The organism is Clostridium sp. KNHs214 (assembly GCF_000744935.1).
Taxonomy (GTDB): Bacteria; Bacillota; Clostridia; order Clostridiales; family Clostridiaceae; genus Haloimpatiens.
In genome coordinates, this window is record NZ_JQMW01000014.1 from 20,458 (window position 1) to 37,594 (window position 17,137).

General features: G+C 30.6%; 14 protein-coding genes. All 14 read right to left on the reverse strand.

All coding sequences use genetic code 11. The annotated features are described in order from the left end of the window. Window positions 1–665: 665 nt before the first annotated feature. The 14 genes from CC89_RS18440 to CC89_RS18505 all read right to left on the reverse strand — a co-directional run bounded on the left by CC89_RS18440 (window position 666) and on the right by CC89_RS18505 (window position 17,119). Window positions 666–1,232 carry a non-canonical purine NTP pyrophosphatase gene (locus CC89_RS18440; RefSeq protein WP_035294769.1) on the reverse strand — a complete coding sequence of 189 codons (567 nt, stop codon included), beginning with the start codon at window positions 1,230–1,232 and terminating at the stop codon, window positions 666–668. 127 nt (window positions 1,233–1,359) lie between these two features. Further along, window positions 1,360–2,193, reverse strand: coding sequence for a DUF2785 domain-containing protein (locus CC89_RS18445; protein ID WP_051932020.1), 834 nt, complete (start codon window positions 2,191–2,193; stop codon window positions 1,360–1,362). A 336-nt stretch (window positions 2,194–2,529) separates the two neighbouring features. Next, window positions 2,530–3,384, reverse strand: a complete 855-nt coding sequence (locus CC89_RS18450; RefSeq protein WP_035294771.1) for an ABC transporter permease — start codon at window positions 3,382–3,384, stop codon at window positions 2,530–2,532. Next, on the reverse strand, window positions 3,381–4,295 hold the full coding sequence (locus CC89_RS18455) for an ABC transporter ATP-binding protein (RefSeq protein ID WP_035294773.1): 915 nt from the start codon (window positions 4,293–4,295) through the stop codon (window positions 3,381–3,383). The genes CC89_RS18450 and CC89_RS18455 overlap by 4 nt, the downstream gene beginning before the upstream one ends. 418 nt (window positions 4,296–4,713) lie before the next feature. Continuing rightward, on the reverse strand, window positions 4,714–6,159 hold the full coding sequence (locus tag CC89_RS18460; protein WP_051932022.1) for a GldG family protein: 1,446 nt from the start codon (window positions 6,157–6,159) through the stop codon (window positions 4,714–4,716). 12 nt (window positions 6,160–6,171) lie between these two features. Then, on the reverse strand, window positions 6,172–7,035 hold the full coding sequence (locus CC89_RS18465) for an ABC transporter permease (RefSeq protein WP_035294775.1): 864 nt from the start codon (window positions 7,033–7,035) through the stop codon (window positions 6,172–6,174). After that, window positions 7,028–7,984 (reverse strand): ATP-binding cassette domain-containing protein, encoded by a 957-nt coding sequence (locus CC89_RS18470; RefSeq protein WP_035294777.1) that lies wholly within the window; start codon window positions 7,982–7,984, stop codon window positions 7,028–7,030. The genes CC89_RS18465 and CC89_RS18470 overlap by 8 nt, the downstream gene beginning before the upstream one ends. Before the next feature lie 264 nt (window positions 7,985–8,248). Further along, on the reverse strand, window positions 8,249–9,139 hold the full coding sequence (locus CC89_RS18475) for a uroporphyrinogen decarboxylase family protein (RefSeq protein ID WP_051932023.1): 891 nt from the start codon (window positions 9,137–9,139) through the stop codon (window positions 8,249–8,251). Between the two features lie 285 nt (window positions 9,140–9,424). Then, window positions 9,425–11,152, reverse strand: coding sequence for an ASKHA domain-containing protein (locus CC89_RS18480; protein ID WP_035294780.1), 1,728 nt, complete (start codon window positions 11,150–11,152; stop codon window positions 9,425–9,427). Continuing rightward, window positions 11,152–12,156, reverse strand: a complete 1,005-nt coding sequence (locus CC89_RS18485) for a uroporphyrinogen decarboxylase family protein (protein WP_035294782.1) — start codon at window positions 12,154–12,156, stop codon at window positions 11,152–11,154. The genes CC89_RS18480 and CC89_RS18485 overlap by 1 nt, the downstream gene beginning before the upstream one ends. A gap of 26 nt (window positions 12,157–12,182) precedes the next feature. Then, window positions 12,183–12,830 carry a cobalamin B12-binding domain-containing protein gene (locus CC89_RS18490; protein ID WP_035294784.1) on the reverse strand — a complete coding sequence of 216 codons (648 nt, stop codon included), beginning with the start codon at window positions 12,828–12,830 and terminating at the stop codon, window positions 12,183–12,185. 324 nt (window positions 12,831–13,154) lie between these two features. Further along, window positions 13,155–14,201 (reverse strand): ABC transporter ATP-binding protein, encoded by a 1,047-nt coding sequence (locus CC89_RS18495; RefSeq protein ID WP_051932025.1) that lies wholly within the window; start codon window positions 14,199–14,201, stop codon window positions 13,155–13,157. Window positions 14,202–14,246: 45 nt separating this feature from the next. Beyond that, on the reverse strand, window positions 14,247–15,881 hold the full coding sequence (locus CC89_RS18500; protein WP_035294786.1) for an ABC transporter permease: 1,635 nt from the start codon (window positions 15,879–15,881) through the stop codon (window positions 14,247–14,249). Between the two features lie 131 nt (window positions 15,882–16,012). Next, the gene (locus CC89_RS18505; RefSeq protein WP_051932027.1) at window positions 16,013–17,119 is read right to left on the reverse strand and encodes an ABC transporter substrate-binding protein; all 1,107 of its coding nucleotides are present in this window, start codon (window positions 17,117–17,119) and stop codon (window positions 16,013–16,015) included. Window positions 17,120–17,137 lie beyond the last annotated feature (18 nt).

The following is a 17,137-nucleotide window of genomic DNA, read 5'->3' on the forward strand; positions in this document are numbered from 1 at the left end:
TCTCACCCACCGCTGTAAAACTTAATATTTTCTACTGATTAATAGAATAATCACCATAACTCCAAATATTTATCATATAACTTTAATTATTTATCATATAACTAAAAATATTTATAAACATTTGTAGCTATATGATAGATTTCATTGGTATAAAACAAAAACGCTGTACTATAAAACAGCACAGCGTAAACTTCTAACATTAAATCTTTATAATGTATATTACAACACATATTACAAAATATATTTTAAAAATATATCCTATAAGTAAATGTTTTACACAGAATTTAGGATTATAGCTGCTGTTGTTCTATATCTATAAATCAATATTTTTCATTTGCTCAACTAATAAACAAATTTATCTAGCTTATAAACAAATTAGTAAGCAACGATTATTAAAATTGTGCATAACTTAACCTACATTTAAATTAGTTAAGTTAAATTAATTTAATATTGATTAATCTAAATTGACATTAGAACAACTTTAACATTTCACCCAATCCTTCTTTCTTTATTTTACGAATACTTATAATTTTCAGCTTATTCAATAAAAGTATTGTATACCATATTATTCTATTTGTCAATTAAAAGTTAACATATATTACTTTTACATGCTTTTATGCATTTAAAAAATTGCCCGATACGCTTATCCCACCATAACACTTTTTTTATTTAATGGTATTGCAAAAATACTCTTTAAACTTACTCATTATCTCACCATTACTCCAGTAAGATATCATTTCTTCCTGAGGTATATCTGAAATAGGACGGCCATAGCCTTCAGGAATAAAAACTTTTTCAATTGAAGTGCCAGATTTTTTACTAGTTTCATTTGCCAATTTTCCTCTATATGATCCAGTGAAAACAACGTGTTCCCCATCAGGGCGGCAATACGCTAAACAGTCCTGAATAATAATAGTACGATTGTTTTTTCCTTGCATTAAATTAATATAGTCTTCTGCAGAAAACCACTCATTTACAAACTTGATAAATGGACCAGGAAATCCATTCAAAGCTTCAATATAAAATCCAGCATCTGTCACTATAACAGATTTATTTAACTGCTTACTTGCCCAGCTAGCTGAGTATATAGCTACTTCTCGCACATTTTTGCTCTGAATTTCCGGAGTACTCAATTTCTCCTGTAAAAGGACTATTCCTGTATTTGTAAATACTTGTGAAGCAACATTAAACTTAACATCATTACCTGTAACATAAACTAAAGTTTTATCCATATCTATACTCCTTCACTTTTTAATTAATTTGCATTTTCTATATACTTCAATGGAAACTCAAATAAACACTATAAACTACTTAACTAATTACTTAACTAATTACTTAACCGTCCCCAATTTTTCAGTATTAGCACTCACTAAATCGACTTATTCCCTTTAATACCTCTCTAATTGTATTTGTGATTTGTTCATACTCCGGTTTATCAATCAATCTAAAATATAAACTTTTCAAGAAAACATTTACATTGAATTGAATAACTAAATCTTCTGGATATCTACCTGTTTTCTCTATTTTATTAAAATTTTTAATCCACTCTTCTATTTCTTTTGTAGGTATAATTTTTCTTTCTAATATAGCTTTAACAGCTGTAATCATACGTTCATCCTCAAAGTGGATATATCCATAATAATTTACGTTCACCTTCTTGTAAATTGCATCTAATATTAATTTTAATCCCTGATATCCAATTTCTTCGCATCTAGCAAATTCATCCAAGGCATCAGCACCATGGGCAGCCCCGTGAGCCCAACCTTTACCTTCTATATACCCTCTAACATCCCTGTCTTCATTATAAAATTTCAAAACAGTATTAAAAGCCTTTTGGATATCGCTTTCGGATATGAACTTTGCCTTCCTATGTTTATAAATGGCTGCTGCAACTATTTCACTTGAGAAGGTTCTAGCGAAAACTGAGTCATTAATATTTCCTAGTCCCTTAAGAAGATGTTCCTCATCTATGGCTATCATCAACAACTCATAAACTTCCTTTGCTGATAAAATCCCCTCATTTATCCATTTAAATAGATTGTAAAGTATCAAATCATCTCTAAGTTCACTATCAATATCGCCTATATTCTCCATCATCACTAAAGATAATTCATATGGATTTACACCTTCTGGTACTGCATAGTCATTGTTTTTTATGCTCTTTAACAATTCTTTTAGTGCTTGTTTTTCCAATTTATATTCCTCCCTTTTGGATTTTTCACTAAACCCATTAACCCTATTATGGAATTTAAAAACTTTATAAAATCTAACTATATCTAAATACAAATGTTTAACAATATAAATAATTTTAAGAAGTAAGCCTTTTAGATATAACCTTTTGTGGGAAACTAATTCTTATGATTAATCCACAATAAGGTATAATGTGATGGAATTATGAAATTTCTCCTCCATAACTTGCATAAGAGCTGGGAACAATAAATTTAAACAGTTTCTTTGCTTCTTATGCAAGTCATTCCAAAGAAATTCCATAATTCAGGTAATGTAATGATTTTTATGGGGTAATCATTCTTATCTCTTTTTACGAGAAATATTTAAAATTGATAGTATAAAGAATAAAACAGCAGTACCAATTAAAATAGCAATACTAACAAATGTCGTTACTTCATACTCTCCAAATTTAAAGGTCACACCCATCATTTCATTGAATTTAGTTAAATATTCTGCTGGGGCACCCTTAAATGCAATTTTCAATTGATCTTTCATCACAACCTGCCTCAATAGTACTGCAGCATGAGATATGGGGAAAATCTTCACAAATGTTTGAACAGTATCCGGCAAGTTTCCCACAGGAAGATAAATACCTGTTAAAAAACCAATAAGAGTACCTATTACTGTACTAGCTGTAGCAAAAGCATTGACACTGCTAAAAAAAGAAACAATAAATAAAACAATTGATGTACTTGTTAGAGTAGCGAGAAGTATCAGTCCTAGACATTTTACTATTGCCACAAAGGATAACATAGCTCCGCCGCTTGCAACTAAATAAATTTGTGCCAAAACTAAAGCAACAACGCTCATTATAACACCGATAACATATGCACTTACTATATATCCTCCTGCAATACTGCTGCGTTTCAATGGTGATGAGCTAAAATCCTTTGAAATCTTCTTAACCTTATCATCAACCATTGTGCCAAATGCACCCATTGTTGTTGTCACAGAGGTTACAGCCACAAGCCCCGCCATAATCCAGCAATCCATTAATGCCCGTGCGTTAGAAATTTTGTCTAAGCTTTTTGTCCAAACATCACCTAAAAAAAGAGCATATAGTCCAATAATAATAAATACGCCTAAGAGAGAAAAAAATACAGCACTCTTATCTTTAAAAAAGAGTTTTAAATTTCTCTTTGCAAAAGAAATCATTCTCTCATCTCCTTTCCCGTAATACCAATAAAGGCATCATCCATAGTTCCAGCATGCACCTCAAAACCCATAATATATTCTTTGCATTGTTCAAGAATAGAAATTGCATCCATAGTTGATGGAATTTTTATAACTATTCTATCGCCTTTTTTCTCATATTCAATAGAAGCCTCCTTAAGCATATGGCAAACCTTAGCTTCATCTGAATAAGAAAGCATCAAGATGTCGCTAGAATATTTTTCTCTAAGTTCAGTTGGAGTTCCCTTTGCTGTGATTAGTCCATTATCAATAACCATAACATAATCAGCAGAAGCAGCCTCCTCCATATAGTGCGTAGTTAAAAACACAGTCATGTTATTTTCTTTTTGCAATTTTAATATAATTTCCCAAACATTTTTTCTAGTTTGAGGATCAAGCCCTGTAGTTGGTTCATCAAGAAAAAGAATTCTAGGAGTATTTATTAAAGCCCTAGCAATATCCGCCCGACGTCTTTGTCCTCCAGAAAGCTTGCCATAGGGACGTTTTGCAAACTCTTCAAGTCCTACAGTATGAATAACACGTTTCACGGCTTCCTGAAGCTTGTCTTTTTTAAGACCATAAAAACTACCCCGTATTTCAAGATTTTCCTTAACCGTAAGTAGACTATCCAGCAATCCATCCTGAAATACCGCACCAATTATTGAACGTATATTATCATCCTCTTTGCCTATTTTAAAACCGTCTATAATAATTTCACCCTCGTCTGGTCTTAGAAAGGTACAAATCATATCTATTGTTGTAGACTTTCCTGCACCATTTGGCCCTAAAAAAGCAAACAACTTTCCTTTCTCCACATAAAAATCAATGCCTTTTACAGCTCTAACCTGTCCATATGATTTTTTCAAATTTGTCACTTTAATTATCTTTTCCAATATTTTTCACCCCAATCTAATCCAATATAGTGTTCTTTAAAACTTTCAAAATATTGAAATCTCTAGATTTATACCTGTCTATAAAAATCTTTTTTTCTAGAATTTTCTCAATACTTATATTGTACCAATAATTTCTATAATTTGATATATTCATGTTATGATTAAGCCACAAAAAAATACAATGTGCTGGAATTAAAAACTGGGCATAAAAACTGGGGACGGTTAAGAACTTTTTGCTATTAAACTTAGCTAATAATTCTTAACCGTCCCCCTTATTTCCTTTTCTTTATCTTCTTCTCTTGTCTAATGTCTAATAGTTCTTAACCGTCCCCTCTATTTCTTTATTTTATTATTTAATAGTTGTTAACCGTCCCCTTATTTTTCCTCTTCTCTTGTTTAATAGTTGTTAACCGTCCCCTTATTTTTTCCTTCTCTTGATCCAAACTGTAATGCCGCAAACTAAAACTATGACAGGTATTAGTATAACAGCTATTCCTGTAAAGGTAAGCTTTTGGAATGCATTTAGTTGAATAGAATAATCTTCAAAACTCTTAGGTCTTATAGATAAACTATCTTTTTTGTCAGCACACCAATTTACAGAATTCATGAAGAAATTTAAATTGGCATTGCTACTTAAAGAAGATATTTGTGGATTTATAAAGCTTCCATTTCCAACAACTACAATTCTAGACTCCTTATCTGAAGATATTTTATTAGTAACACTTACCGCTACATTTAAAGGTCCATTAATATCTGAAGAGGTTTTTTCTACAGTATCAGAACGCAAATCTGTTTTTGCCCAAGATTTATCGGAGGTTACCAATAAAGGTTCTATGCTTAGAGAACTTTTAGGTTTTTCCAAAATCTTTATAGTTTGAGCTCCTGGTATTAAAGTGCGTAATTTATTATTATTTAGTGGATTTAAAATTTCATGAGATTTCTGCTGTGGAAGCAAATACAATGGATTTTGAGTTACAAACATGCTGTTAGACTCAACTGCTATAGCTCTCTGTATCTGTATTCCATATTCTTTAAATAAAGAATTAAAATTAGGCATTGTATCCTCTGTTAAATCCATTAAAAACAGTGCCTTCCCCCCTTTAGCCAAAAATTCTTTAATAGTCTTAGTTTCTGGCTCTGATAAATCTCGTTTTGGAGAATTTATAATAAGTGGTGAGTTCTCTTTTAATTTTGCATCTTTCATAGAAAGATTTACACTATCCGCTGAAAAATTCTCAAGCTGTAGTTGTTTAGAAATTTCACTGGATAACGAGGTTTCCCCGTGACCTTCCAAAACAGATACAGTGGCTGTACTTGAAGAGGTAACGCTAATTATCCCTGAAGTTATATTTTGCTCTATAGCTAGAGAATCAATTGTTGTACTTCCACTAGTGTCATATCCAATATTAACCAATGAACTTTGTTCTATTACTTTAAATTTAGCTCCATACTCAACTATTATAGAACCCACCTCTGGTTTCACATCATCCTTAGTATACTTTTCAATTATCTGAGGGTTTTTATTTGGATCTTTATATATTAATTTAATGTGTTTTGAGCTAGACTGATATTCCTTTAAAAGGGTATTTACAGTATAGTTTTCTTTTCCAGTCTCATAAAGTACGTATATATTTATATCTTCTTTTAAATTATCCAATACTTTATTTGTTTGATCTGACAAAGTAAACATCTTATTTTTAGTAAGGTCTTTACTTAAATCTATTTTTCCAACTATTAAATTTATAACTATAAGCGCAACTAAAAATATTATAGTGCTAATGGTAGCTATACTAGCTTGCTTTAAATTTCTACCGTCATTAGCTTTACTCTTATTAAATAATTTTTTATTAAATAATCTTTTCAACTAAAGCACCCCCTAATTCCATCTTCTTCTAGATATTATCTGTATAGTTAAAAATAGAAATGCGGCGCAAAAAGTTATATAGTATACTATAGACTTGAGACTTAATACACCCATATTAAAAGATTCGTATCTTTTTATCAAAGAAAACCATTGAAAGCATTTTACCAAAAATCCTTCATAAAGAGCTTTATCTTTAAAATAAACAATCACCATAGTTAAAATTCCAAGGGCAGATATACCTAATGTTACATATTTATTTTTAATATTGCGGTAAACTAAAAAACTTATTATAAATACTAATATTGCCGCAAAAATCAAACCGGAATTTACACTTGTAGGTAGTGCACTGCTTATCCACTCAGCTATCCATATTATGAATAAAGCCCCAAAAGTACCTATAGCCGCAGTTACTTGATTGTCTGTTAGTGAAGAAATAAAAATACCTATAGATATAAAGCTCATACCTATTAAAATAAAGCCCATATAAGCTCCTACAATTTCACCTGTAGGAATTTTACCAAATTTACTAAGAATAATCGGAAACAAGAAGGTTATAGCTACTGCCAATATAAATACAAATGAAGCTGCGAAAAATTTTCCCAAAACTATATGCCATATTTTCAAAGGACTCGTTAAAAGCAGTTGGTCAGTCTTTTCCTTTGTTTCACTACATATAGTTTTCATGGTTAAAATAGGTGTTAAAAATAAAAATATAAATACTAAACTATACAAGGTATCTGTGTAAAATCCATTTCCAGGTATTAAATTGGTTAAACTGAACAATGCTCCTGCAAGCAATAAAAACACCAATAGGAAGATATACCCTGTTGAAGAACGAAAATAAGATTTAACTTCTTTACTAAATATATTAATCATTTTTTATATCCTCCCTTTCATTTTTAGTTACCTCTAGGAATATCTGTTCTAGGGATATATTATCTGGTTTCATCATAAGAATAGGTACATTGCTATTTTTAAATGCATTAAATACATCCTCTCTTATGTCCATGTCATTTTTGGATTCTATAGTTATATCTGTAGTGTTTATTTCTACAGTTCCGATATTTTCTATACTTTCTACGTTTTCTAATGACTTTAATATGTCACTCCCATCCTCAAAAGAACCTTTTATTCTTAAGGAAATCTTACTACTATAATTAAGCTGTTTAGATAGTTCTTCTGGAGTTCCTTCTGCCACTATTTCTCCGTTATTTATAATTATAATTCTTTCGCATACTGCACTTACTTCTGAAAGAATGTGAGAACTTAAAATTATTGTATGCTCCTCACCTAAAGTTTTTATCAAATTTCTTATTTCAATGATTTGCTTAGGGTCCAATCCTTCAGTAGGCTCGTCCAAAATCAGCACTTCTGGATTACCTATTAAGGCCTGGGCTATACCTACTCTTTGCTTATATCCTTTGGACAAATTTTTAATTAATCTATCTTTTACTTCCATTAACTTTACCTTATCCATTACCTCATTAACATGATCTTTTATGGTGGTTTTGGACACTTTTTTTATCTTGCCTACAAAAATCAAATACTCTTCTACAGTCATATCTGTGTATAAAGGTGGTACCTCTGGTAAATATCCTATTTTCTTTTTTGCCTCTAAGGGTTTTTCTAATATGTCGCATCCACCTATTTCTACACTTCCTTCTGTAGAAGACAAATACCCTGTAATAATATTCATAGTAGTGGACTTTCCTGCTCCGTTAGGCCCTAGCAGCCCTAATATTTCGCCTTTGTCTACATTAAAACTTACATCCTTTAATGCCTTATGATTTCCATAGCACTTAACCAAGTTATTCACTGAAATCAAACCTTATCACTCCTTTAATTTATTATGATACTTCACTGTGTTACTATGTTTCTTTATTTTGTTATACAATTTTATAATGCCCTTTGAATTTTGTATTTTACAGGTTACTAATAATAACATATAAAAAGAATATGAATTGTATATTAGCGTACTTTAAATAAACTGTAAAAAAATTGCATCCCTTTCGAGACGCAATTTTTTTAATTTTATTCTTATTTTAAATTTATTCTTGTTCTTACTTTATTCTTATATCACAGTTTATACTTATTTTAAATTTATTCTCCATATTACTGACTCTCTTTTCTTTATAGGAGTCCTTTTTATACACCAATGTCCTATTATTTTTATATCATTATTTTGTTCTAATAACTTAAGTAGAGCTTGTCCGTAAGTGAGGTTCTCATCAAACTCTATGGGAGCTGATTCACAAAAACCTAACTGCTCAAATGCTGTGGAGGTCTTTCCACATAAATGTATTATAGAATTATTCAAAAACGGTTGAACTTTTTTTAATATATTAAGACTAATTTTTCCGCTTACATCCTTATACATCTTAGGTCCAACTATGTCCATAGCCCCTGCAGGGTCAGCAAAAGATATAATATCTGCACCTCTTTTTATGCCTTCTAACATATACTTTACAGTACTATCCTCAATAACCTTTATAAAATTATCAACTATATCCCTATTTTTTCTTATACCTCTATAAAAAATCATAGGATCTACAAGAGAAGAAATTATCGTAAAAGGCCCTTCTACATTTAAGCAAACTATTTCTCCATGCTTTTTAATATCCTCAACTGCACACAATACTTCTTCTATTCTACCTTTATTCAAATCTATTTCTTTTATATTCTCTAATTCCTCAATACTACTGTAGACGTAGCTGTCCACCCTTGGTCCTGTTTTTTCATCACCAAGCTTTATATTTGCTCCTATGGCCTCAGCTTCAACGGTAGCACAAAAAGGTATTCTACATATACTATCTTTTCTATAATCTTTTAATTTTCTGGCTAAAAGACTTATATCCTCCTTATTTGTATGAGCCACCGGAAAACATATGCCATTTTCTTCAACTATATTTTTCGGTATTGCTTCAAAATTATCTCCAGCACACTTAAATGCAACTTTAGATTCTAAAATATCCTGTGTCAAAAGCAAAAACCTTCTTTCCCATAATTCGGTAAATAATATTTTTTATTCTCTAACATACTATTAAATCTAAAATTTTAATTTATTAATACAACCAGTGCAATATTAAATTTTATAACTATAAATTCTTAACATCTTTAGTGTAATATGAATTCTATAATCTTATTTTCTTAACATATTAGTTTAATAGTAAAATTTATAATCTGATTAACCCACAAATGGAATTATGAAATTTCTCTTCCATGACTTGCATAAGAGCTTGGAACAATAAATTTAATTTAAGAAATTCTAAAACTTTAATTCCTTAACGAAATACTCCTGAAACTTTGGCTTTGTAGAGAGTTCTAAAACCTCTATACCGGATTTCACCGCTGTCATACTTCTAAGCATATTATCATTAATAAGTGCCAATCTAGCTCCTTCAATAGATGAATTGCCCACAAAAGTTATTTTACCTTTAAAATTCTTAGGTATAAGTGAGATATCCATAATACTTTCAGGATTTATATGATATCCAAAAGAGCCGGCAATTACAGCCTCTTCCACTTCATCTATAGAAACATTAATTTCATCTAAAAGCATTGTTACCCCTGTGGCAATTGCACCTTTTGCCAGTTGAATTTGTCTTATATCCTTTTGTGATATATAAATTTCTTCAGTTATATAGAATTTTTTATCTCTCAATCTGTGTTTAACTCTTTCATCCAAATTAGAATTAAACTTTCCACTGGAAAGTACAATATTGTTTTTTACTAAGCTAGCTGCAATATCCATAAGTCCACTTCCACAGATACCCTTTACCGGAGCATTATCTATAGTTGTATAATTTATGTTAAAATCTTCATCAATAGAAAATGTATCTATTGCCCCTTCTTCAGCCCTACATCCACAATCTATATTCATGCCTTCTAAGGCTGGTCCTGCTGCAGTAGAAGTAGCTGCTAATTTGCCATTAGAAATTGCAACAATTTCCCCATTAGTACCTATATCAATAAAAATTGAAGAGTGTTTTTTCTCATTAAACCCTACAGCTATAACCCCTGCTATTATATCCGCACCAACATATCCCGATGCTGAAGGCAGAAGTGTTACAATTCCACCTGGATTAATGCTTATATTAATATCTTTTCCTTTAAAATTAAGTTCATTTAAAAATACTGACCTATAAGGTGCCCTGGCTATGGATTTTGGATTTACACCTAAAAATAAATGAAGCATTGTTGTATTTGCAGCAATCATAATACGATATACATTATCTCTACTAAATCTTTCATCCAAAAGTTCACTTACCATACCATTAATCTTATTAACTATAGTATCTCTTAGTATTTCCGTTCCATTTTCATTATTAATGCAGTAACTTATTCTTGTTAATACATCTCCACCATATTGAGTTTGAGGATTTAAAGAGGATACCTTATTTAATACTTCACCATCTTCTAAATTTACTAAATAAGCAGACATTCCTGTAGTTCCAATATCAATTGCCACTCCCAATATATCTCCAAAATATTTTCCAATATCTAAAAGATAATTATTACAAACAACACCTTGTATCTCTTCATCATTTTCTTTCTCAAGCTGAGCAATCTTTTCATATATGTCCACAGAATTTATATTATAATCAATAAATTCAACATAAGGCGTAGAATTTTTCTTATCTTTCATAGGCAGTTTTACTTTTTTAATTGAACTATCTATTTCTGCCTCTACTGAATATCCTCTATTTATTGTTTTAAGAACCTTTTTAGAATTTAATAATTCTACCTCCACATCGCCTTTAACTCTAGCAAGACATGCCAATCTAATATTATCTTTTTCATGGGTAAATTTCTTTTCTTCCAAAGTAGGAGGATATAACTCCCCTACTACTTTAACCTTGCACTTACCGCACATGCCTATGCCGCTACATGGAGTTTCAATATGAAGATTAGCCTTTCTTATGCAATCTGTTAACTTGGTTCCTTCCTCTACTTGAACTTCAATGTTTTCATTTTTAAAAACCACTTTAACCATTACTCATATATTCCCTTCTTAACATACTCTGTCATAGCTTTCAAATTATCCACAGGCGTCCCCATACTTAATCCACAGGCAGGGGATACAATGTCAGTTCCTGAATCTATACAATTTTTAGTTATAGATATTATTTTTTCCCGCTTTCCTGTATGAAGCAATTGCGTATTCACATTTCCCATAAGTCTTGTGCTTATTCTTGATCTTGCATCTCTTAAATTTACTATAGAATCAAAGCTAATTGCATCTGCGCCTATTAAATTAAGACTATCTATTATAGTCCTTGTATTACCGCAGATATGAATAATCACAGGAACATTTAATTTATGTATGGCAGATATAATTTCCTTATATAATGGTACTGCAAACTTTTCAAAGTTTTTACTTCCAAGTATTTCTCCTGTAGCTGTAGGATCTGAAATTGCTATTACATCAGCACCTGCTTTAATCATTTCAATAGCATATTCTATTAAATAATCATTCACATACTTAAAAAATTTGTATAGCATTTCCGGTTCTTTTCTTATCATTTTAAATGCCATAAGAGGATCTACTATTGATGTAGCTGTACTTACATGTCCAGTTATACTTCCAATCACAGGTACTTCATCATTTTTAAGCTCATTTATAACTTCAAGCACCATATTCATTCTCTTTTCCTCTTTAGGTACAACTGAATATTCTGCCATTATATCCTCTAAAGGATTGCTATTGTACTCCATAACTCTTGGCTCTACAAATTTGTTTCCTACATCAAGTTTCACTCCAAGAGGCTCCGCTTCAATAGTCATGCAGTATGGAACCCCATAGTTTTCAAACCCTGTAAGTTCATAAACTCTTTTTGCTGCTTCAAGCATAGCAGCTTTTTCTGTATTATGATTTCCAGTAATGTCATCAAGTGTCTCAGTTACACATGCATTTAACATTCCACCTGGACAAATAACTGGTGGTCTATCAACTTTTTCTCCTTTTAAAACCCTTAATAGTCTTTCTTTTTGATTCATGATAAACACCTCTATCCTAAGCTATCCTACACTACCCCCATCATTTCTTTTGCTTTTCTCACTGCCTCATTAGCATCTTTAGTATATAAATCAGCACCTATTCTCTTTGCAAAATTACTAGATATTGGACCTCCTCCTATCATAACCTTATACTTATCTCTAATACCCTTTTCATTTAATTTATCAATTACTGTTTTCATTCCATCCATAGTGGTAGTCATTAAAGTTGACATACAGATAATGTCTCCTTGAATTTCTTCTGATTTTTCAATAAATTCATCTAATGGCACATCTCTTCCTAAATCATGTACTTCAAATCCTGCTGCTTCCATCATTATTCTAACAAGATTTTTTCCAATATCGTGTGTGTCACCTTCAATTACCCCTATAACTACTTTAATAGGAGTATCAACTACAGATTTGTCTAAATAAGGCCTAACTTTCTCCAATCCTGCATTCATGGCATCTGAACATATTAATACCTCTGGTAAAAAGTATTCTTCTTCCTCATAAAGTCTTCCAACTTCATTCATTCCTACTATAAGTCCATTTGTTATTGTTTCATAAGCAGGTATTTCTAATTCCAAAGACTTATTACATAACTCAACCACTGTGTCCTCTTCCATCTCAACTACTGCTTCTGCTATGTTTTTAAATAACTTTTCTTTTTCCATGTTACACTCTCCCAACTTAACTTTTTTCTCAATATTTCGATTGAATTATACTTGTTACATATATCGTTTTCTACAGCTATGGGTAATTTCTATAGAAAGATCATTATCTATTACCTTTTTACTGTTTACAACTATTCTCTTATTTTTTTTAAATAGTGGGGAAAATAGTGGGGACGGTTAACAACTTTTTGCTATCAAACTTAGCTAATAATTGTTAACTGTCCCCATTGTTTTTCTTTAACTAATTACAAATTTTCTCTTATTTTTTATAAATTTATCTTGGGATATAAAATAATAAAACAGATATACTTATGATCTTTCTTCTCAAGGTTGTAAACACATTAATGCCTTTTCATCAAAATTAAAATTCACATGTTCTCCCACTAAATATCTTTTACAATCTCTTCTATTCAAAACCTTTATTTTTATTTTTTCTCCACTCTGTGCTTCAACAATATATACACACACACTTCCTAGTTTAACTACATCTTTTATTATTCCATTAATTCCATCATTACAAAAATATGCTTCTTCCGGCCTTATCATAAGTCTGAACTTGTCAATGTCCACCCTTCTATCACAACTTATTAAATACTTCTTTTTAAACAATTCCGATTGTAAAATAGTTTCACTGATCATTTTACCTTTAATTTTAAAAATATTTGTTTCGCCAACAAACTCTGCAACATATATATTGGATGGCATATGATATATATGTTCTGGGGTATCCTTTTGTTGAATTACACCATCTTTCATAACAACTATCTCATCAGCTATAGACATAGCCTCCTCTTGGTCGTGTGTAACATATAATGTAGTTATACCCCATTCCTTTTGAATATGCCTTATCTCTTCTCGCATTTCCACCCTTAATTTTTCATCTAAATTACTTAAAGGCTCATCAAATAGTAAAATCTTAGGCTTAACTATAAGAGCTCTTGCCAATGCAACTCTCTGCTGTTGTCCACCACTTATTTCATTTATTCTATGCTTTTCATAACCATTAAGTTTTACACTACATATCGTCCTTTTTACCATTTCTCTTCTTTGTGGTTGCTTTATTCCTTTAACCTTAAGACCATATTCAATATTTTCCTCCACATTCATATGTGGAAAAAGAGCGTAGTTTTGAAATACTAAGGCTATACCTCTGTTTTGCATAGGCATATTACTTATATCATTTTCTCCTATGCATATTTCTCCACTATCCTTTTCCATAATTCCAGCAATTACTTTCAAAAGAGTAGTCTTTCCACACCCTGAAGGTCCAAGTATAACTGCTAATTCTCCATCATTAATTTTTAAATTTATATTGTTTAGCACTTGTATATCACCATATTTTTTATTTACATTACTAATAGTAAGCTCCATTACATCACCACCTTTTAAAAATTTCACACACCAATTTTATGTTATTTAATCATTTTTATTTATTAAGAATATCCTTTTCAAATGGTTGCCATTAAAAACAATCTTTAATGCTAAAACCAATAGTATACTTATAAATGAAAGCATAACAGATAGTGCTGATGCCTCACTTATACTACTGCTGGTCAAAACTTGAAATATCATTTGAACTGCAACCTTATTAGAAGGTAAGAGGAAAAAAATTATAGCTCCTAAGGTCACCATATTTTTAGAAATTGCTTTTGTCATAGATGCCTCAAAAGCAGGTTTTAAAATAGGTGATGTTATATCTCTAAAGGTTCTAATCTCACTAGCTCCTAAATTATACGCGGCTATTTCAATATCCTCTTCCGTATGCTGTAAAATGGAACTGCCAGATTTATATGCCACACTTAATGATCTAGAAATACATATTATATAAATTACAATTTCTGTACCTATTAATATTAAAGGTGGCCTACTAAAGGCAACAAGATATGCTATTCCAAATAATATTCCTGGTACTGCTGATGGTAACACAACTAAAAAATCTGCTAATTTATTAAACTTGTAGTTTCCTCTATTTATTAAATAGGAAATTAATATACCCATAAAAGAAGAAATAATTGAAGCTACTATGGATAATTTTATACTATTTCCGAAAGGTTTAAATCCATTTTTTAGTGCCATTCTAAAATTATTCAATGTAAAACTATAATCACTTCCCCATTTAGTCACAAACGCTCCTTGAACAATTAAAATATATTGTATGGTTACAAAAGCTATAAATACATATGTGATGCATACAAATATTATTTTTATTGTCTTATTAAGATTTCTATAACATATACTTTTGTTTTCAGTATTTTTTATGCTATAACCTTTTTTTGATAATATATGTCTTTGAAATAAAAAAGCCAATAAACAAGGAATTAAAAGAAATACTCCTGAAATAGATGCTTGCCTCATATCATATTGACCTATTATTTGTATGTACAGATCTGAAGCCAGCGTTTGATAGGGCCCTCCAATTATAAGGGGGGTACCAAAATCAGCCATAGATGAAAGAAAAACCAAAAGCGCGGCACTTAATATTTCAGGCAACATCATAGGAATAGTTATGGTAAAAAATATAGTTTTTTCTGTTGCTCCAAGATTTCTCGCAGCATCTTCAAGATTAGTATCCACCTTTTGTATAGCACTAGATATTAATATGTACGCTAGCACCACCAAACTAATTGTTTGCATAACTACGATACCTTTATATCCAAATGGACTTTTATTTAATCCTAATAAATTATGGGTTATAACTCCTCTTTTACCGAATAACATTATAAAAACAACCGTATTTCCAAAGGGTGGATTAAAAAGAGGTAATAGAATCAATTTTTTTAATACGTTATTTAAAGGAAACTTTATTCTATATAGAGTAAAGGCTATAATAAATCCAAAAAAAGTTGAAAATATAGTCACCACAATAGATACTTTTAAACTATTATTTAAATATGTAAGTGTTCTCTTTATCTCACTTATCTTTATTCCAATACCTTCATCAGAAAATACACTTTCTAAAACCACACTAATTACAGGCATAAAAATGAACCATACTAAAAGTATAAGAAAAAATATATACATATAGTAGAAATAACTTTTCTTAGTTTTCATCACATGCCATTCTCCTTTTTATAAAATTAAATCTACAAATTAACTTTAAAAATATAAAGTAATTTGTAGATTTGAATATTTTAATAAATCTATTTTTTTTATTTCTTTATTACGTCTTTATTATTTTTTTATTATTTTTTTATTATTTCTTTCCATTTTTTAAGTACTGCTGCTCTTTGTTCAGCACCCTTTTTAAAGTCTGCTTCAAATAATTTTATATCCTTAATTTTCACAAGATTATCTGGCATTTCAACATCACTTCTTGAAACAGAAACATTTAGTTTATTAACTATTGATTCCATTCCTTTTTTTGAAAGTAACCACTCAACAAAAACCTTTGAAGCTTCTAAATTTTTAGTTCCTTTTACTATAGAAACAGGCTGTGGCCACCATCCAGTTCCATCTTTAGGATATATAAGTTTTATGTAATCATATTTCTTTTCAAGCTCATTGTCACCGCTACATGGATTTATTCCAACTATTGCTTCATTATTAATTACATTTTGTGCTGGATCACTTCCTCTTGGTGGGAAAAAAGGCACTTGTTCTCCTAGCTTCTTAATGTATTCCCATCCTTTTTCTTCTCCCTTACTTTGAAGAACAGATGAAAGAATGTTATAAGCTGTGCCTGATGATGCTGGATTTGACATTGATACTTCTCCCTTTAGTCCTGTTTGAAGTAAGTCATCCCATGTTTCTGGCATTTTTAAATTTTTTTCCTTTATTAACTTAGTGTTTACTACAAAATTTACAATTGTAAAATGAGTACCATACCAATATCCATTAGGATCTTTTACATTTTCTGATAAATTTTTGCCTTCATAAGACTTGTACTGTTCAAGCAACCCCTTTTGTGAAGCTTCTATAAAGGCATCCGCTCCGCCTGTATACCATATATCAGCTATTGCCTTTCCTGCTTTATTTTCACTTTTAATTCTTTGAAGTATTTCACCATTTTTCATTGTTATATGTTCAGCCTTTATACCTGTATCTGCCTCAAAATCCTCAAGTATTGGCTTAATACTATCAGTTACACAATAAACATTTAATTTTGTATCCTTGAACTTGCTTTTATCAAAGTTTTCAAAATCATATTTTACAGCTTTATTCTCAGTATTTACGTCTTTAGATTTGCTACTTGCATTGTCCTTATTTTTAGAGCATCCTGCAAACGACAATATTAATGTCATCGACAAAAAAAGCGTTGCAAATTTTCTAATAAACTTACTTTTTTTCAAAATTATCCCCCCAAATTT